Source organism: Curtobacterium sp. VKM Ac-1393, from assembly GCF_015350995.1.
Taxonomy (GTDB): domain Bacteria; phylum Actinomycetota; class Actinomycetes; order Actinomycetales; family Microbacteriaceae; genus Curtobacterium.
In genome coordinates this window covers 543,214-561,506 of record NZ_JADKRW010000001.1, presented here as the reverse complement: position 1 = coordinate 561,506, position 18,293 = coordinate 543,214, and the positions used below count along the sequence as shown (strand labels likewise).

Here is an 18,293-nt window from a genome sequence, read left to right as displayed (position 1 = left end):
AGGCTTCGAACTGATGAGCGGTGAGCGTGATGCGGGTAACGAGAGAGCGGTACTCGAAGCCGTCCTCGGGACTGAGCCAGCTCACCCGGTACTGGTCCGGCTCCGTAGTCAGCTCCAAGCGGAGACGATGGGGCGGGACCAACTTGCCGGCTTCGGACCAGAGCAGCTCCTCGGTAACCTGGACCGCCTCGGGAAGGCCGCTGATCCTCATCGCAGCGTCTCCCCGACCTCATCGCTGAGGTACACCGGCCACTCCTCCCGATGGCCGAAGAGGTAGCGAGCGAGCTTCTTGGTCTTCGTCCGATTGGGATCGGGGAAGCGAGCCTCGTCGACGGCGCGCATTGCGAGCTGGTAGGTCCGGCGCCTGATTTTGGCCCGTTGAGCGGGCGTGAAGTCGTTCATTTTGGTGTCTCCCTGGTTGCGTTCAATGAACACAGTTCGAGAACCACCAGACGAATATCGGAACAGCTCACTCCTCCCGTGTTCACCAACCGAAGATCAGGAACACTTTCCAGGAAGCCGGCTCGACCGGCGTACTGCCTGCCGAGGGGCAGGAGGTGTGCGACACCACAAAGTCGGCACCCGCAGCTATGATGTTCGGGTGAGCAAAGAAGCCTGGAGCCCGGTGATCCCGACGGGTCGAGAAGACGCCTTGCGGGAAGATTTCCCCGAGTACCTGCGCGAAGCAATCTTCGGGTGGATGCAGGGCCAGATCAAGGTCAGTAGCGGGTACGCCTACTCGACCAAGTTCGTTGACTTCCAGAACGCAGCCCACACCGATCTCGGCTTCCAGGCCGACACACTCCTCCACTGGCAGAACCAGGTCCTGCCACACCTTCGCCAGGTTGACGACGCCGAGTTCACCAACCTCATCGACTACCTGGCGAGCCGCTCGCAGTTCCAACCTGGGACTGAACACCCGCTCGAGCGCATGCTGAGCGAAGGAGGTTCGGCTTGGGCGATCACTCGGTGGAATGGCCTGCATGCTCGGCTAACAAAACGGGTACCCGACGGGGTTCGAGAGGCAGTAAGTAACGCCCTGAGTGCGACTGATGTGGCGTCCGCGAAGTTGCGGGAGGCTTGGCTCGATGCATACGGCACCAACCCCCGTGCTTCAGTGGCCTACAGCCACGCCGTCGTCGCCGTCGAGACAGCGGCGCTCTCACTAATGCCGACTGGCAAGGAGGAGCCGACCCTCGCCAGTGTGTTCTCGCTTCTCGAAGGGGACAGTCCCAAATGGACGCTCATCTTCCGGGACAGCGACAGGGCGCCGAACTCGAAGACGCTCGCCGCCATGATGCGCACGCTCTGGCGAGGTCACGAAAGCAGGCACGGGCGGCCGGAGTACACCGACGCCACACTCGAAGAAGCCCGCGGTGCAGTGATCCTCGCCGCGACGCTCGTTCAGTGGCTCACCTCTGGAGTAGTCGTCCCCACTGCGGCAAGGTAGCCCGGTCCACGCCAGACAAGGCTGAGCCGCGCCCTCGGTAGGAGCGCAGCTCAGCAGTGGTGTCAGATCAACTCAGCGGAAGCGCAAGCGCCCCACATCGAGGTCGTCGCCAGTCATCAGCGCTGAACCACCGCGAAGCTTCTCCACGGCGGACGGCTCAGCCTTGAAGTTTCCATCGACTCGGATGGTCACGGACGAGACAGCATCACGGTCCTAACCGCGGGCAATGAAGGGTGCGGTGTTGGTGAGTGCGAAGCTCGATGCGTTCTGGCTCGCGACCTTCCAGCCTTTACTAACTGAAACTCGAGTGATCGTGCCGGGATAGGTGACGCGCACCTGGACCGCACCGACGCCCACGGCCTGCGGCGCTTCCGAAGGCCAGATGCTGAGCGTACGAGTCTTACGCGCCCAGTTGACGGCCTGCGCCTCGGCGGTTGCTGGCCCAGGCGCAACGAGCGAGGTCACGCCAGCAGTGATGGCGAGGGCAGTGGTCAGAGCCAGTGCGCCCAGCTTGATTCGGTACATCGGAAGCGACTGCTGCAGGTTGGGTTGACTCCTGAGAGGTAGGGGCATCGGCGCCTGCTGGAAGGATGTGCGCCATGGTGAAGGCGTATCCGGAAGAGTTCCGCCGCGACGTGGTCGCGGTGGCCCGGAAGGGGGAGACGTCGGTGCGGCAGGTCGCGAAGGACTTCGGGATCTCCGAGACCTGTCTTGCCCGCTGGCTCCGGCTGGCGGACCGCGACGACGGCAACGGGTCGGCAGCGTCTCCGTCGGCGAAGGCGGTCGAGCAGGCCGAGCTGCGGGAAGCCCAGAAACGGATCCGGCTCCTCGAGCAGGAAAACGAGATCCTCCGCCGGGCGGCGGCGTACTTCGCCCAGTCCCAACTCCCAAAATGATCTACCCGCTGGTCCTCGAACTCGCCGACGATCGAATTCCGGTCGCGGTGGCCTGCCGGGTGCTGGGTTTCTCGAAGCAGGCGTTCTATCGGTGGCGCGCCAGTCCGGTGAGCGATCGGGACCGGGACGACGCGCATCTGACGAACGCGGCGATCGATGCGCACCGCGACGATCCGACGTTCGGATACCGGTTCATCGCCGATGACCTTCATGCTGCCGGCCACCGGGTGTCCGAGCGGCGGGTGTGGCGGTTGTGTTCGGCGCAGCGGCTGTGGTCGCTGCATGCGAAGAAGCGCGGCCTGACACGGAAGGCGGGGCCGCCGGTGCACGACGACCGGTTCCGGCGTGCGTTCATGGCGCCGGATCTGGATCGGTTGTGGCTGACGGACATCACGGAGCATCCGACAGGGGAAGGCAAGCTCTACCTCTGTGCGATCAAGGACGCGTGCTCTCGCCGGATCGTGGGCTACTTGATCAGCGATCGGATGCGGTCCTCGCTCGCTGTCGCGGCTCTACAGATGGCGGTGCAGCGCCGGAACCCGACCGGAACTGTTGTGCACTCGGACCGGGGTAGTCAGTTCCGGTCGAAGAAGTTCATCCGGGCGCTCGATGGTGCCGGGCTGCTCGGCTCGATGGGTCGAGTAGGTGCGTGCGCGGACAACGCGGCGATGGAATCGTTCTTCGCCCTGCTGCAGAAGAACGTCCTCAACCGGAAACGTTGGTCCACCCGGGAGGAACTCCGGCTGGCGATCATCACCTGGATCGAGGGCACCTACCACCGGAAACGACGCCAACGTGGTCTCGGGAAGTTGACCCCAATCGAGTACGAGACGATCATCAATCCACAGGTCGCACTTGCGGCCTAAACGAACGAGTCAACCAAACCTGCAGCAGTCCCAACCTTCAACCCAACCGGTGGGCGCCGCCGATCCACCCTGATCCGCCCGAGGGTCAGCCGCCTGGCATCGACGCTCCGCCGGCGCCGGAGCGAGTGTCTGGCTACCGGGCGGTGCGGGTCGAGTTCACCCGGTCGGGCCTGCAGACGTGCCCCGGGTTCGTTGAGCAGGCGGACGGTGACGTGGTCTTCGTGCACCACGTGCGGCTGCCGATGGACCGGATCAAGAAGCGGTCCCTGAAGCCGCAGGGGCGTCGCTGATGGGTGTGCGCCGGCGTGGACGCTGGGTGCCCGAGGAAGCCGTGTCAGTGGCGCTCCACCGTAAACAACCGCTCGCACGACCAAGGCTGCCCGGTCTGTGCGGATCGTGGCTTCCAGCAGTCGAAGCCGGGCTTCGTCTACTTCCTCGAGCACCCAGACTTGCATTCGTTCAAGGTAGGCATCACTAACGAGGGCACCGTGCGTCTCGACCTCTTCCAGATCGAAGGCTGGACGATCTTGAACCTCGAGTGGTTCCAGGTCGGCGCAGACGCCCTGAAGGTCGAAGCGGCCATTAAGCGCTGGTGGCGCAAGGACCTCGGCCTCCCGATGTGGCTCGGCCCACTGGACATGGCGCGCACGTCCGGCTGGACGGAGACGATCTCGAGCGACGAGCTCACTGCCCGAGAGTGCATCGAGCGCATCCGCAGAGAGGCGGCGGCGCTGCGCTGACCCTTGCGTAGTCGGGACGGGCGATCTCGCCGCAGCAGCGGGTACGGCAACGGTTCACGCCTGTGCCACTTCCGGTTCACGAGCCTGCGCCACGCTTCCTCTCTGTGTCACCGGACCGTGTGACCACGCTTCGAGTGGAGAGAACGCCATGCGCCCGTCCCTGATCGCCGTTCCAAGTAGCCGAACCCGCACGGTGCTGAGTGTCCTGGCGGTGGCGTGCACCGTGTCCCTGATCGCTCCCGCGGGAGCATCTGCGGCGACACCGCAGACCGCGCCGCGACCGGGCGCCTACGGGTACTTCGTCGACACCTACACGACGAACACCTCTGCGGCCACCACGCCTGAGACGAACGCCGCGATCGGCGTGCTGTCGCAGTTCGGGAACCTGTGGCACCCGGGATCGTCGTGGGACAACGGGGTCGCCGTCGACGCCGCCGCACAGCGCATCTTGGACTCGAACATTGCGCGGGCAGCGAGGGCCACGCACACCCGGACGGATGCGCAGGGGCACGAGGCGTACCTGTTCGACCGACGGAACCAGAACTACTCTGCCATCGCGGGCTTCGGTGACCTGTCCGGCACGGTGAAGACCGCGACGAACGCGGGCACCACGATCCCGGACGAGATCCCGGCAGACGCCACGACGAAGCAGTACGTCGACCAGGGCAACGCGAACGGTTCGTGGGCGGACACCGATTCCGAGCTCGGCGACGTCGTCCAGCTGGTGAACACCCTGCGCGGCAACACGTCCTCCGCCAACAATGCGAAGAAGTACTACCAGTACCCACGGCCGTACCGGCAGAGCCAGGATGTGCAGGTCCTGCCGCAGCTCGTCCCCGAGAAGTCCCCGACCCCCGCCACCGACGGCGGGTTCCCGAGCGGACACACCAACGCCGGCTACCTGGCGTCCTTGGCCTTCGCGTACGCGTACCCGGAGAAGTACACCGAGCTCCTCACCAACGGCTCCGAGATCGGCAACAGTCGCATCATCGCGGGGATGCACTCGCCGCTCGACGTCATGGGAGGACGAGTCCTGTCGACCGCACTGGCGGCAGCGATCCTGGACGACCCGGCCAACACGCAGCTCGCGCAGCAGGCGCACGAGCAAGCGGAGAAGGTGCTCGCCGCCGCCACGCCGGCTGCGGTCGATCAGTACGCCGACTACGCCGCGGACAAGGCCGCGTACCGCAAGCGGTTGACGTACGGGTTCACCAGGTCCGGCGCGACGACGGTCCCCGCCACGGTGCCGAAGGGCGCAGAAGCGCTCCTCCGTACCCGCCTGCCGTACCTCAGCGACGACCAGATCCGGGAGGTGCTCCGGACGACCGCACTGCCGTCGGGTTACCCGCTGCTGGACGACGCGGAAGGGTGGGGACGACTCGACCTGTTCTCGGCAGCGTCCGGCTACGGAGCGTTCGACGGCGCGGTGTCGGTCTCGATGGACGCCGCCGCGAAGGGGCTGAACGCCGCCGGCACCTGGCGCAACAACATCGGCGGCACCGGGTCGCTGGTCAAGCGGGGTACCGGCACCCTCGCACTCGCCGGAACGAACGGCTACACCGGTGGCACCGTCATCCGCGGTGGGACGCTGGCCGCGGACTCGGCTGGCGCGCTCGGCAAGGGATCGGTGACGACCATCTCCGGGACGCTCGCCGAAGCGAGCACGAGGACGATCCGCATCGGCGGTGACCTCACGCAGCGCGCCGACTCCGCACTGTCGCTGAGCGTCTCGGGACCGCGTGTGGCCGTCCGCGTTGCCGGCACGGCGTCGTTCGGGGGAACCCTGCGCGTGCACGTCGCCAAGGGCACGACCGTGGCGAACGACATCGTGCTGATCACGGCGGACCGGATCGCGAAGGGTGCGAACTTCCGCACCCTCCGCGTCGCCGGCCTGCCCGCCGGGTACAAGCCGGTGCTGCAGCGCCAGGGCAACGAACTCCACCTGATCAACGCCAACGCGACGAAGCACGGCCACCGCGCCTGAGGCACGAGCGCCGGGTACGGCGAAGCGGGGCGGGGCGATCTGATCGCGCCCCGCCCCGTCTGCGTCAGCGGCGCTTGCGCAGGGCGTTCGTGGCCCAGAGCGCGACGGCGATCAGAACGGGCTGGAACAGCAGTCGGACGAAACGCTTGGTGTCGGTGTCGAGCCCGAAGCCGTCGCGGTGGTGCATCCACTGCGCGATGTTGCCGGGGAAGATCGCGGTGAAGAACACGGCTGCGACCCAGCCGACGGTGGCCTGGCGGCGGACGAGCAGCATGAGCGCGGCGCCGAGGGAGATCTCCGCGATGCCCGAGGCCAGGACTGTCACGTCGGGGTCGAGGGGGACGAACTTCGGCACCTGGGCGCGGAACTCCTCGCGGGCGACGGTGAGGTGGCTGATGCCCGCCCAGGTCATGGCGGCACCGAGCAGGATGCGGACGACGGTGCGGGGCTTGGTCGAGCGGGTGGTGCGGTGGCGGGAGGTCATCGGTGGCGTGCCTTTCGTGCAGGACTGCTGCGGGAACGAGCGGAGTGGCGGTCAGGCGGAGTTGCGATCAGGTGGCGTGGAGCACGCGCCGGCGGCGGACCAGTTCGAAGGCGACCACCGCGCCGATGACGACGAGGAAGCCGCTGCGCGCCCGACCCCGTGTCGCGGTGATGACGGCGCCGGCTCCGACGGCGGTGAGGCCGGCGGCGGCGACGGTACCCGCTGTACGGGTCCGGTCGTCGAGGTCGGCGCCCGTGCGGACGGCTCCGAGCGCGGTTGCCGCTGCAGCGCCGAACAGGGCGGGCGCCCCGGTGCGGGTCATGGCGGTGCCGGCCGCGAGTTCGAGGAGCGGGACCAGCACCGCGTGCGGCAGCCCGGGAGCGAAGCCGTGCGCCTGCATCCGTCGGGCTCGCTGCCGCAGGGGGTCGACGAGCAAGGTGCCAGCACCGTGCGCGGCGAGGAGTACTCCGGCGACCCGCGTCATCTGTTGCATCCAATCATGTTGTGCACAACCTAACACGCAGTGGGCGGCCTCGCACGGAGTGTGCACCCTGCGCGGGCGCCCGGGCGGATCAGCGCCCGGTGCGCCGACGGCCCGCGACGGCCCATCCGAGCGAGATCACGCTGGCGCCGATCAGGGCCTTCGCGACCCCGCCGATGACGAACGGGTACAGCCCGTACTCCAGCGTCTGCTGCAGGTCGAGCCCGAGCGACACCGCGAGCCACGCCATGCCGGCCGCGAAGGTCACGACGGTGCCGAGTGCGAAGGACAGCACCGAGTTGCGGAGGGGGCGGTCCCCGAAGCGCTCGGCGATCCACCCGACCAGGGCTGCGGCGGCGATGAACCCCACGATGTAGCCGCCGGAGGGACTGACGAGCACGCCGACTCCGGCCGAGCCACCCGCGAAGACCGGCAGCCCGACGATTCCGAGGAGCGCGTAGACGAGCATCGACAGGGCACCGCGGCGCGCGCCGAGGGCACTGCCGACCAGGAGGACGGCGAGCGTCTGCCCGGTGAGCGGGACGGGCCAGAGCGGGACGGACACCTGGGCGGCGCCGGCGGTGAGCAGCGCTCCACCGAGGACGAGCGCGGTGCTCACGACCGCGGTGCGGGGGAGCAGGGCATCGGCGAGTGGCCGGTGCGCGGTGGGCGAGAGCGCGGTCATGGCAGAACCTCCAGAAGGGACGACGGAGACGAACGGAACAGCAGGTCAGACCGCGACGGCGGCGAGCAACGACGCGGCCTCACGCCGAGCATCCGCGACGGCAGCGGTGTCGAGCCCGCATGCCCGCAGGCAGGTCGCGACGATGGCGTCGCGATCGGCGTCCTCGACGGCCCCGTCGCGGCGGAGCTGGATGACGGTCTCGGCGAGCTGGATGAGGATCCCACCGAGCCGCACAGGCGAGATCGCGGCGGCGACGTCGGAGTCGGCAGCGAGCGACCCGAGCCGCCCGTAGGTGTCCTGCAGCTCGGTGCGCTCGGCCCGGAACCCGTCGTAGCGCTCGCCCTGCACCTCGGGCAGCAGGTACAGCGTGCCGATGTTGTGCGGGGTCCGGGCGAGGGTCTCGACGTCGATCACGACGAGCGCGGCCAGGGCGCCGGCGGCCGATGCCGACGAGGGCACCCGCGACTCGAGCCCGCGGACGACCTCGAGGCTCGGCCGGACCGAGGTCGTCAGGAGCTCGACGAGCATGTCGTCCTTGCCGGCGAAGTGGTAGTACAGCGATGCCTGGCGGATGCCGACCCGCTCCGCGATGGCCCGGGTCGAGGTGGCGCTGATGCCGTGCTCGACGAACAGGGCGGCGGCGGCGTCGAGGATCTGGTCGCGGGGGCTGAGCGCCGAGTCGCCGTTCGGGACGGCCCTCGGGCGGCCGGGTCTGGCCGGTCGGTCGTCGGAGGGCATGGAGTCATCCTCCCAGCGCGGCGTCATGCCTGCTCGCGGTAGGCCCGCCAGCCGCCGAACGCCGTGATGTCGAGTGCGCCCTCGACGGCGAAGGGCTCGACCAGGAAGCCGGTGACCTCGGTGCCGTCCTCGAGCGCCACGGCGCCGATGGCCATCGGCGCGGGCAGGGACGCCACGAAGGTGCCGAACCCAGCCGCAGGCAGCCGCCAGACCTCACCGGCGATGCCGGCGCCGAGCGCCGCAGCCGCAGCGCCGCCGGACGCGACCGCAGCACCGCCGGACGCGAGCCCGCCACCGCCGGACGCGACCGGCGCCACCCGGACCAGCCCGGGCTTGGGCGGCACCGTGTCGAGGGCGTACAGCCGGTAGTCGGACGCGGTGCGGGCCTCCCGGACGAACGATCCGCCGGACGCGACCAGCTGTCCGTTCAGGGGCTGGTCGCGCAGGTGCGCTCCGACGACCAGCAGGTCGACGCTGGGCGCGAGGAACGCGTCGCCGAGCGCCGCGAGCCGTCGGTCGGTGAACGCCGGACCGGTGAGCATGACGCCGAACGGCAGCCCGTCGACGAAGCCGGCGGGCACGGCGAGCGAGGCCATGTCGAGCAGGTTCGCGAAGTTCGTGTACCGGCCCATCCGGCTGTTCGCGCCGAGCGGGTCGGCCGCGACCTGCTCGAGGGTCGGGTGCCACGTCGTGGTGGGGGTGAGGAGGGCGGTCGTGCCGGCGAGGGCGGCGCGACCGGCGGCACCGAGGGCGTCGAGGCGTTCCTGGTCGGCGAAGAGCTCTGCGGCGGTCGGCCGGGCGCCACCGAGGACGATCGTGGCGACCGACGGGTCCAGGTCGTCGCCGACCAGGTCGCGGTGCGCCTCGACGTGTGCGCCGACGGCGGCGTAGCGCTCGGCGACGAAGGCACCGTTGTAGAGCAGCGACGCTGCGTCGAGGAGGGGCGCGATGTCGACCTCGACCACGTCGTGGCCGAGCGCGCGGAACCGGTCGACGGCCGCGGCGAAGGCGTCGGCCCAGCCGGGGGCGAGGCCCTCGAGCTGGGACGGCAGCGGGACCGCGATGCGCGGGACGGCCGGCAGGTCGGCGAGGGCCAGGTCGGGGCGGGCGAGGGGGTCGACGTCGTCCGGGCCGGCCATCAACTCGGCGGCGGTGCGGGCGAGGTCGAGCGACCGGGCGAAGACCGTGACGCAGTCCTGCGAACGACAGGCGGGCACGACGCCCGTGGTCGGCACCAGCCCCTTCGTCGGCTTCACGCCGACCAGGTTGCCGAGCGCCGCGGGCACGCGGCCCGAGCCGGCGGTGTCGGTGCCGAGCGCGAAGTCGACGATGCCGAGGGCGACGGCGGTGGCGGAGCCGCTCGACGACCCTCCCGAGATGCGGGTCGGGTCCCAGGCGTTCCGGACTGCGCCGAACGGCGAACGGGTGCCGACCAGGCCGGTCGCGAACTGGTCGAGGTTCGTCTTGCCGAGCACGACCGCGCCGGCGGCGCGCAGGCGGGCGACGGCGGTCGCGTCGGCCTCGGGTTCGTACGCGTAGGAGCGGGCCGCGGCGGTCGTCGGCAGGCCGGCGACGTCGATGTTGTCCTTGACGGCGAAGAGCAGGCCGGCCAGGGGCAGGGCCGGGTCCACGGCGAGTGCCTCGGCCAGCACCGCGGTGCGGTCGCGCAGGGTGATCCAGACCTCGGGCCGGTCGACGGCGTCGATGCGGGCGAAGGCGTCGCGGACGCGGGCCGCGACGGACGCGGCCGACGCGCCGGACGCGCCGGACGCGGACAAGGCCCCGCTCACGCTCCCGCTCCGATCGCGGCCAGGACCTGCCCCGGTGCGACCTGGTCGCCCGGCTTGATGTAGACCTCCAACACGTGCCCCTGCACCGGTGCGTGCACCATCGACTCCATCTTCATCGCCTCCACGGCCAGCAGCTTCTGTCCCGCGTCCACCCGGTCGCCCGGCCGGACGTCCACCTGCCACACCGTCGAGGTGAACGGCGCGGTCACCGCCGTCGCTCCGGCGGGCACGACGATCTCGTCCGCCGCGACGGCGACCGGCTCGTCGCGCACGTCGAACTCGCCCGAGGCCCGCCAGCGGTCCTTCTCCTCGCCGAACGCGCGCGCCTGCTGCGCCCGGAAGTCGGCGATCGACCCGGCGTTCGCGTCGAGGAACCGGTTGTACGACGCGATCGAGAACTCGCCCTCGACGGTCTCGAACGAGCCCCGCCCGGCGTCGGTCTCGGCCCGCAGTTCGAGCAGCTCGTCGGCGCCGACCGGGTACCACTCGATCCGGTCGAAGAACCGCAGTGCCCACGGGTGCTCCTGGAACAGACCGCCGCGGCGGAACCGGTTCCAGATCTGCACGGTGCGGCCGACGAACTGGTAGCCGCCGGGCCCCTCCATGCCGTAGATGCACAGGTAGGCGCCGCCGATGCCGACGGAGTTCTCGGCCGTCCAGGTGCGGGCCGGGTTGTACTTCGTGGTGACCAGCCGGTGCCGGGGGTCGAGCGGGGTGGCGACCGGGGCACCGAGGTACACGTCGCCGAGGCCGAGCACGAGGTAGCTCGCGTCGAACACGGTGCGGAAGACGTCGTCGACGCTCTCCAGCCCGTTGATCCGGCGGATGAACTCGATGTTCCACGGGGTCCACGGGGCGTCGTTCCGGACGCCGTTCATGTACCGCTCGATCGCCAGCCGGGTGGCCGGGTCGTCCCACGACAGCGGCAGCTTGACGGTGCGCGACGGCACGACGAGCTGGTCGGTGGGCGGGATCTCGTCCTCGAGTTCGCGGAGCAGCCCGGCGACGTCGCGCGCCTTGAGCACGGACGCGTCGGTGTGCACCTGCAGCGAGCGGATGCCCGGGGTGATGTCGAGGACACCCTTCGGCGTGTGTTCCTGCAGCTTCGTCATGAGCGCGTGCACACGCATCCGCAGGGCGATGTCGAGGGTCATGTCGCCGTACTCGACGAGCACGTTGTCGTCGCCGTCGCGTCGGTACGCGACGCTCGGTCGGACGTCGGTCGCCTCCAGGCGCGTGAGCACGCCGTCGTCGCCGTCGCCTCCGGTGCGGGGGACCGACCGGGAGGCCCGGTGCGCGTCGAGCGCGGCGGCGTCGGCTTCGCGGACGGGGACGAACCGGACCGTGTCACCGGGTCGGAGCTGGCCCAGCTTCCACAGGTCGCCGCTGGCGACCACGGCGGGGCAGACGAACCCTCCGAGCGAGGGGCCGTCCGGCCCCAGGATGATCGGGGTGTCCCCGGTGAAGTCGATCGCGCCGACCGCGTACGGGGTGTCGTGGATGTTCGACGGGTGCAGGCCGGCCTCGCCGCCGTCCGTCCGCGCCCACTCAGGTCGGGGCCCGATGAGCCGGATGCCGGTGCGCGCCGAGTTGTGGTGCACGCCGTAGTCGGTGGCGTAGAAGACGTCGAGGTCGGCGCGGGTGAAGAAGTCCGGGGCGGCGTGCGGGCCCTCGGTGACGCCGATCTCCCACACGTCGGTCAGGGCGGTGCGGTGCGCGGCCGGGGTCGGACCGCCGACCAGACCCAGGCGGGTGCCGGTGGGGAAGGCAGGGTGCGCCGCGTCGGAGTCCGGGGAGCCGGGGCGCAGGACGTCGCCGGCGAGCAGCGCGCGACCCGCGTGGCCGCCGAAGCCGCCGAGCGTGAAGGTCGCGGTGGAGCCGAGGTAGGTGGGGACGTCGAAGCCGCCGCGGACGGCCAGGTAGGTGCGGAGCCCAGGGCCGGGGGCCGTCCCGATCGTCAGGGTCTGTCCGGCACCGACCTCGATCGGCTCCCAGAGCGGCACGGGGTCGCCGTCCAGGGTGGCCGGCACCGGTGCGCCGGTGAGGGCGACGACGCCCGTGGTCGAGAAGCGGAGCGTCGGACCCGTCGCCGTGATCTCGAGCGCGGGGGCGCCGTCGGGGTTGCCCACGGCGCGGTTCGCCTCGGCGAAGGACGCGGCGTCGAACGGGCCGCTCGGCGGGACACCGACCTGCCAGTAGCCGACCCGGCCGGGCAGGTCCTGGATCATCGTCATGGTGCCCGGGGCGACGACGTCGATCCGGGGGTCGGGGTCGTCGGTCTCGTCGAGCGTCGACGTGGAGTGCGTGGCGGTGCGGAGCTCGAGGTCGTCGGTCAGCGTGCGGAGCAGTCCGGTGTTCGTGACGATGCCGTCGATCCGGGTGGCGGCCAGGCCGTCGCGCAGCCGGTCGAGGGCGTCGTCACGGGTCTCGCCGGTCGCGATGACCTTGGCGAGCATCGGGTCGTAGAACGCGGAGACCTCGGAGCCGGTCTCGACCCAGCCGTCGACCCGGAGGCCGGTGGAGTCGCCGGTCGTGCCGTTCGTGCCGGTCGTGTCGGTCGCCGTGGGGAACACGGCCTGCGTCACCAGCCCGCTCGACGGCAGGGAGCCCTTGGCGGGGTCCTCGGCGTAGACGCGGGCCTCGACGGCGTGGCCGTTCGGGGTCCAGGTGCGGTCGAAGACGTCGTCGTCGATGCCGTCGGCGCCGTCGCGGGCCAGCCGGAGCATGAGTGCGACGAGGTCGACGCCGTAGACCTCCTCGGTCACCGGGTGCTCGACCTGCAGTCGCGTGTTCACCTCGAGGAACGAGGCCTCTTCGCGCACCGGGTCGTAGACGAACTCGACGGTGCCGGCGCTGCGGTACCCGACGCTCTCGGCGAGCCGACGGGCGGACGTGTGCAGTGCCTCCCGGACGTGCTGGGGGAGTGCCGGGGCCGGAGCCTCCTCGATGACCTTCTGGTTGCGGCGCTGGAGCGAACAGTCGCGGTCGCCGATCACGGCGACGCGTCCCTGCCCGTCGCCGAAGAGCTGGACCTCGACGTGCCGGGCCGGTCGGACCAGGCGTTCGAGGAAGATGCCGGTCGAGCCGAACGCGGCGGCTGCGGTCCGCTCGACGCTCGCGTAGGCCGCGCGCACCTCGTCGAGGGTGGCGCAGGCCTGCATGCCGATCCCGCCCCCGCCGCCGGTGGCCTTGAGCATGACGGGCAGCCCGATGCGCTCCGCCTGTTCGACGGCGTCGTCGGCACTCGCGAGCAGGCCGGTGCCGGCGAGCATCGGGACCCCGGCCGCGGCGGCGAGTTCGCGGGCGGTGTGCTTCGCGCCGAACCGGACGATCTGGTCGGCGGTCGGTCCGACGAAGCGGATGCCCGCCGCCTCGCAGGCCGCGGCGAACTCGGTGTTCTCGGACAGGAAGCCGTAGCCGGGGTGCACGAGCCCGGCGCCGGTGTCCTTGGCTGCCTGCACGACGGCATCGACGCGCAGGTACGAGTCACGTGCGGGTGCCGGGCCGAGGCGGACGGCGACGTCGGCCTCGCGGACGTGCGGTGCGGCACGGTCGGCGTCGGAGTAGACGGCGACGGTGCGCATGCCGAGGGCCTTGGCGGAGCGGATGATCCGCCGGGCGATCTCGCCGCGGTTCGCGACGAGGACGGTGTCGGTGCTGAGCACAGGGGTCTGGTTCACGGTAGCGGTCCCGGTGGGGTCGGGCGCGGCGGTCACGGCTGGACCACGATCATGCGCAGCGGGGTGCACGAGAAGTCGTTGCACGGGTTGTTCATCTGCGGGCAGTTCGACACGATGACGAGCACGTCTCGTTCGGCCCGCACGGCGACGCGCTTGCCCGGTGCGCTCATGCCGTCGACGATCCCGAGGGCACCGTCGGCCTCGACCGGCACGTTCATGAACCAGTTCAGGTTCGACACGATGTCCCGCGCGCCGAGGCCGTGCCGGCCGGCCTCGGCCAGGAAGTTCTCGCGGCAGCCGTGCTGGTACTGCGTGTGGTGGCCGTACCGCAGGGTGTTGGACTCCTTCGAGCAGGCGCCGCCGATGGTGTCCTGCCGGTCGATCTCGTTGCCGACGACGGTCATCAGCGGTCGCCCCTCGTTCGACATCAGCACGGTGCCGGTGCGGACGTAGGCGTTGCCCTGCGCGGCCAGGGTGTCCGGCACGCTGTAGCGCTCGTCGGGGTCGTGGGCGTCGTAGACCAGGCAGTCGGCGCTCTGGTTGCCGCCGACGTCGACGATGGTGAGGACCTGGCCGGCCCGCACCACGGCGGACCACGGCGCGAGGGGTGCGACCCGGTCGTCGCGGACGACCGTGCCGGGCACGAGGGACTCGCTCCAGTCGAGGGTGACGTCGGGGGCGTGGACAGTACCGACCGGCACGGTGGAGGTGCGGGTGTGGGTCGTCGTGTCGGTCATCAGAGGCCTCGTGCTTCCGCGTAGTCGATCGCGTTCCGGTAGGCGCGGGTGAGCTCCGGCGTGGCCGTGAACCGCTCGTCCGCGTCGGTCGTCGGTGCCCCGCGCCAGGCGTGCACCCGGAGCGGACCGACGGCGTAGTCCGGCCGGGGGTCGATCGGGTGCGCGACGTTCGCGACGAGCACGAGCAGCGGCAGCTCGGCGACCAGGGTGACGTGGTGCCCGGGGCCGGCCGACCCGGTGAAGGTCATGTCGCCCTGGCCGTCGATCCGCACGCCCTGGAAGAACGAGACGCTCGGCGGCAGGTCGCGCTTCGTCAAGCCGTGCTTGGCCGCGGCCTTGGCGAAGAGCGACCGGCCGCTCGGCGTCGGACCCTCGGGTGCCGCGCCGTCGTACTTCCGCTCGTTCCACGCGTCGGTCGACGTGCCGCAGAAGGCGTCGTGGTGTCCGGAGGTGTCCTCGACCACCGTCGCCAGGGCCCGGCCGTCACCGCTCAGGAGCGGTGAGCCCTGGCCGAGGTACGCCTGCCACGGGATCTTCTGCGTGTCGGCGACGTTGAGCCGCTCCCACGGTTCGAGCGCGTTGAACACCAGGACGCCCGCGCAGGCCTCGCCCGTCGGGTCGTCGAACCGGATCCGCGAGCCGCGGGCCAGCACCTTGTGCGTGTACCCGCCCGGCGCCACCGTCTCGGCCCACACCAGCTGCGCGGGGTCGACGCCCTCGGGGGCGAACGGTGACGTCGACGCCGGCAGGTACGGCATGTACTCGGACTGCGAGCCGGCCTGCGCGCGGGCGTCGGAACGCGAGGCGAGGACGCTGTCGGTCTGGTGGAGGTCGCGCACGGGAGTCCTTCCGGATCAGGCTTCGACGGGCGCCGAGGTGGGCGCCGAGACGGTTGCGGGCGTGGGGACGGAGGCGGTCGTCGGCACCTCGGCGAGGGTGATCGGCCCGTGCGCACGATGGCGCCACGACGACCACGCCCAGCCGACGACCAGGACGCCGCCGATGAAGAGCAGCGCGCTGTACTGCAGCCACCACGAGGTGCCGGTCAGGTCGTAGATCTCCGGGCGCGGCCAGATGAGGTTCACGGCCATGCCGATCTGGAACGCGACGGCCAAGGCGTTGAGCGGGATGCCCCAGCGGCCGAGGGTGAAGAGCGGCTTGCCGTCCTCGTCCACCCCGGTCGGCAGCCCCGTCTTCCGGAGCCGGATCCGCTGGACCAGCAGCGGGCCGGTGACACCGAGGTAGGCCAGGTAGAGCATCGCGATGCACAGGCTGGACAGCGCGGTGAAGATCGCGGACTGGCCGATGTTCACGGCGAGCGCCAGTCCGGCACCGACCCCGACGACGATCGAGGCGGCGATCGGGGTTCCCGTGCGCGGTGACACACGGGCGAGCGTGCGGTGGAAGGGCAGCGCCTTCTCGCGGGCCATCGAGTAGACCATGCGCGCCCCCGCGGTCTGCACGGCGAGGGTGCAGGCGAACACGGCGACCGCGACGGTGCAGAGCAGCAGGCGGCCGAAGACGTCGCCGAGCGTCGAGGTGATGACCCAGGCGAGTCCCTGCGTCGCCAGCTTGCCGTCGGTCAGGCTCGGGGCGGCGACCAGGGCGCCGATGATGAGCAGCCCGCCGCCGAGGCCCGAGACCGTGAGCGCGCGGACGATGGTCTTCGGGGTGGTCCGGCGGGGGTTGTGGGTCTCCTCGGCGAGCTCACCGGCGGAGTCGAAGCCGACCATCACGTAGGCCGCCATCAGCGACGAGGCCAGGAACGCCCAGACGTACGGTTCGGTGCTCGTCGAGCCGGCGGTCGTGAACACCACCGCAGGGCTGCGGTGCGGCAGCAGGAAGAGCGCGCCGATGAGCACGACGACACCGATGATCTCGATGAGCACGCCGAAGCTCGTGACGCGTGCCATCAGCCGGACGCTCGTGATGTTCACCAGGGTCGTCACGACGAGCATCACGATGCCGAGCACGACCGCGTTCGCAGCACCGGTCGACGAGGCGAGGGAGGGGTCGGCTCCGGGGCCGCCGACGACCTGGAACCCGTTCCAGATCGCTGGCAGGACGGCCTGCACCGCGATGGCCGCGACGGCGACGGTGAGGATCTGCCCGATGATCATCGTCCAGCCGGTGAACCAGCCGAACCGCGGACCTGCCAGACGGCTCGACCACTGGAAGATCGCGCCCGAGATCGGCCATCGAGCGGCGAGCTGCGCGAAGTTCAGGGCGACGAGCAGCTGGCCGCCGAAGACGAGCGGCCACGCCCAGAAGAAGGCGGCACCGCCGAGCCCGAACCCGAGGCCGAACAGCTGGAAGACGGTGGTCAGGATCGAGACGAACGAGAACCCGGCGGCGAACGACGAGAACGAGCCGACTCCGCGGTGGAGTTCCTGCTCGTAGCCGAGTCGGGCGAGGCCCTGGGTGTCGACCCGGTCGACGGGGTCGACGCTGGACGTGGCGCGCGGTGCGTGGAGCGGTGACTCTGAGGAGCGCATGGCTGCAGACCTTTCGCGGAGTACCTGTCGGGTGACAGGTAGTGCGCTCAAGTGTCGTGCGGGCCTGTGTCGTCGTCGTTGCCCGTCTGTTTCCGGTGCGTGACGGAATCAGCCGGCGTGTAAACGTTCCGCGTCCGCGTCAGCGCCGGTGTTCGTCGAGGGCGGCCCACACGTCCGCCCAGACGAGCTCGAACTCGATGGGCGTGAGTCGGTGCGCCCGCACCGCCCGCTCCAGGATCGAGAGCGCGTCGAGCGACCCGGCGAGGAGCCGCTCGTCGCCGTGCACCTCCGGCCGACCGTTGCCCAGGAACGTGGTGACGGTGATCGAGCGCACCCGCGGGCGCAACCGCCTGGTGGCACGGGCGAGGACCGCGAACCCCGCGGCGTACAGGGCGAGTCCGACGGGCATGCCCGCTGCCGGCACCGAGACCGCCAGGACGACGACCACGAGCGCGGTGAACGCCCCGACGGCGGGCCAGACGTGCCACGCCCGGAGCAGCAGTCGTTCGCTCGTGTTGGTACCGGGCGGGAACACCACGAGCGTGCGCGAGGTCCACATCGTGCGGCCCACCGGCCGGATCGTGTACCGGCCCCACAGGTGCGGCCCGTCGAGCAGGCGGTCGCGGACGGCCGTCGCCGTGGTCATCGTTCCACCGGCAGGAGCTCGGCGCGGACCGGCACGACGGTGCTGTCCGGTTCGACGGCGCCCGGTTCGGCCGTGCCGACGACGTCCCGGTGTCGGACCGTCGTCAGGCACGGGAAGCAGACCAGGTCGCCGTCGCCGACGTCGGCTGGCAGCGGAGCCGGGAGGCGGTGGAACGGACCGTCGGCCTGACCGTCACATCGGGTGATGACGTACATCGTGGCGAGGGGAGCGGTGCTCCGGCGTCCGATCAGGCGCACCTGGTCGAGCACGGCGCAGGTCGGCAGGACCGCGTCCAGTTCCAGGAGCACCACCCCGGTGCGGGGCCGTCGGACCCGCGTCACCGACGCCACCGCGACACTCACGTCACCGGGGGTCCAGCTGCGGGGACGGAAGCGCGGCGGCGACTGCTCCGCGGTGTGGACGCTCGGGGTGCCGGTCAGGTCGGCGAGCCGGACCATCGAGATCGCCGCGACCACCAGGTCGTCGGGGGTCGCCACGGTGTGGGCCGGCCACAGGAACGGGTCCATCGGGTCCGGCAGGGACGCACGGAGCGTCGGCATGATCGCTGTCAGTGTCACACCGGACACGGTCCCGCGCGGGCGGGTCGCAGGGAAGGTGCCC

The 18,293-nt window shown here is 70.8% G+C and carries 18 protein-coding genes; 5 read left to right on the top strand and 13 right to left on the bottom strand.

Going from position 1 to position 18,293, the window contains the following annotated elements; translation table 11 throughout:
- Nucleotides 1-207: 207 nt before the first annotated feature.
- On the bottom strand, nt 208-402 hold the full coding sequence (locus ITJ59_RS02635; protein WP_194649576.1) for a hypothetical protein: 195 nt from the start codon (nt 400-402) through the stop codon (nt 208-210).
- Nucleotides 403-601: 199 nt separating this feature from the next.
- Between ITJ59_RS02635 and ITJ59_RS02630 the strand changes: the two genes are divergently transcribed.
- Complete coding sequence (locus ITJ59_RS02630) at nt 602-1,450, top strand: hypothetical protein (RefSeq protein ID WP_194649575.1); 849 nt, start codon at nt 602-604, stop codon at nt 1,448-1,450.
- A gap of 213 nt (nt 1,451-1,663) precedes the next feature.
- On the opposite strand, the gene ITJ59_RS02625 is transcribed toward ITJ59_RS02630, so the two are convergent.
- Nucleotides 1,664-1,975 carry a hypothetical protein gene (locus ITJ59_RS02625; protein ID WP_194649574.1) on the bottom strand — a complete coding sequence of 104 codons (312 nt, stop codon included), beginning with the start codon at nt 1,973-1,975 and terminating at the stop codon, nt 1,664-1,666.
- Between the two features lie 74 nt (nt 1,976-2,049).
- On the opposite strand from ITJ59_RS02625, the gene ITJ59_RS02620 reads away from it, so the two are divergent.
- The 4 genes from ITJ59_RS02620 to ITJ59_RS02605 all read left to right on the top strand — a co-directional run bounded on the left by ITJ59_RS02620 (nt 2,050) and on the right by ITJ59_RS02605 (nt 5,936).
- A protein-coding gene (locus ITJ59_RS02620; RefSeq protein WP_194649573.1) for an IS3 family transposase occupies nt 2,050-3,212 on the top strand; the annotation gives its coding sequence in 2 pieces (ribosomal slippage) (nt 2,050-2,332 and nt 2,332-3,212; 1,164 coding nt in all).
- A gap of 125 nt (nt 3,213-3,337) precedes the next feature.
- Nucleotides 3,338-3,502, top strand: a complete 165-nt coding sequence (locus ITJ59_RS02615; protein WP_194649572.1) for a hypothetical protein — start codon at nt 3,338-3,340, stop codon at nt 3,500-3,502.
- Nucleotides 3,503-3,700: 198 nt separating this feature from the next.
- Complete coding sequence (locus ITJ59_RS02610; protein WP_194649571.1) at nt 3,701-3,952, top strand: hypothetical protein; 252 nt, start codon at nt 3,701-3,703, stop codon at nt 3,950-3,952.
- Nucleotides 3,953-4,100: 148 nt separating this feature from the next.
- Nucleotides 4,101-5,936, top strand: coding sequence for an acid phosphatase (locus ITJ59_RS02605; protein WP_194649570.1), 1,836 nt, complete (start codon nt 4,101-4,103; stop codon nt 5,934-5,936).
- Nucleotides 5,937-6,000: 64 nt separating this feature from the next.
- Here ITJ59_RS02605 and ITJ59_RS02600 read toward each other — a convergent pair whose 3' ends face one another.
- From ITJ59_RS02600 to ITJ59_RS02550, 11 genes are all read right to left on the bottom strand, one after another.
- A complete protein-coding gene (locus ITJ59_RS02600) occupies nt 6,001-6,420 on the bottom strand; it encodes a MauE/DoxX family redox-associated membrane protein (RefSeq protein WP_194649569.1) in 420 nt (139 codons plus the stop codon).
- Between the two features lie 67 nt (nt 6,421-6,487).
- Nucleotides 6,488-6,913, bottom strand: coding sequence for a hypothetical protein (locus tag ITJ59_RS02595; protein ID WP_194649568.1), 426 nt, complete (start codon nt 6,911-6,913; stop codon nt 6,488-6,490).
- Between the two features lie 79 nt (nt 6,914-6,992).
- Complete coding sequence (locus tag ITJ59_RS02590) at nt 6,993-7,586, bottom strand: biotin transporter BioY (protein WP_194649567.1); 594 nt, start codon at nt 7,584-7,586, stop codon at nt 6,993-6,995.
- 45 nt (nt 7,587-7,631) lie between these two features.
- Entirely contained in the window at nt 7,632-8,324 is a 693-nt protein-coding gene (locus ITJ59_RS02585; protein ID WP_194649566.1) for a TetR/AcrR family transcriptional regulator, read from the bottom strand.
- A gap of 23 nt (nt 8,325-8,347) precedes the next feature.
- Nucleotides 8,348-10,114 (bottom strand): allophanate hydrolase, encoded by a 1,767-nt coding sequence (gene atzF / locus ITJ59_RS02580; protein WP_323749377.1) that lies wholly within the window; start codon nt 10,112-10,114, stop codon nt 8,348-8,350.
- Nucleotides 10,111-13,794 carry an urea carboxylase gene (gene uca, locus ITJ59_RS02575; RefSeq protein ID WP_323749376.1) on the bottom strand — a complete coding sequence of 1,228 codons (3,684 nt, stop codon included), beginning with the start codon at nt 13,792-13,794 and terminating at the stop codon, nt 10,111-10,113. Before uca ends, atzF begins: the two co-directional genes overlap by 4 nt.
- A 32-nt stretch (nt 13,795-13,826) precedes the next feature.
- Nucleotides 13,827-14,531, bottom strand: a complete 705-nt coding sequence (locus ITJ59_RS02570) for an urea amidolyase associated protein UAAP2 (protein WP_194649565.1) — start codon at nt 14,529-14,531, stop codon at nt 13,827-13,829.
- A complete protein-coding gene (locus ITJ59_RS02565; protein WP_194649564.1) occupies nt 14,531-15,370 on the bottom strand; it encodes an urea amidolyase associated protein UAAP1 in 840 nt (279 codons plus the stop codon). Before ITJ59_RS02565 ends, ITJ59_RS02570 begins: the two co-directional genes overlap by 1 nt.
- Before the next feature lie 15 nt (nt 15,371-15,385).
- Complete coding sequence (locus ITJ59_RS02560) at nt 15,386-17,026, bottom strand: APC family permease (protein ID WP_194649563.1); 1,641 nt, start codon at nt 17,024-17,026, stop codon at nt 15,386-15,388.
- Nucleotides 17,027-17,165: 139 nt separating this feature from the next.
- Nucleotides 17,166-17,672 (bottom strand): DUF6611 family protein, encoded by a 507-nt coding sequence (locus tag ITJ59_RS02555; protein ID WP_194649562.1) that lies wholly within the window; start codon nt 17,670-17,672, stop codon nt 17,166-17,168.
- A complete protein-coding gene (locus ITJ59_RS02550; RefSeq protein WP_194649561.1) occupies nt 17,669-18,250 on the bottom strand; it encodes a hypothetical protein in 582 nt (193 codons plus the stop codon). The genes ITJ59_RS02555 and ITJ59_RS02550 overlap by 4 nt, the downstream gene beginning before the upstream one ends.
- Nucleotides 18,251-18,293 lie beyond the last annotated feature (43 nt).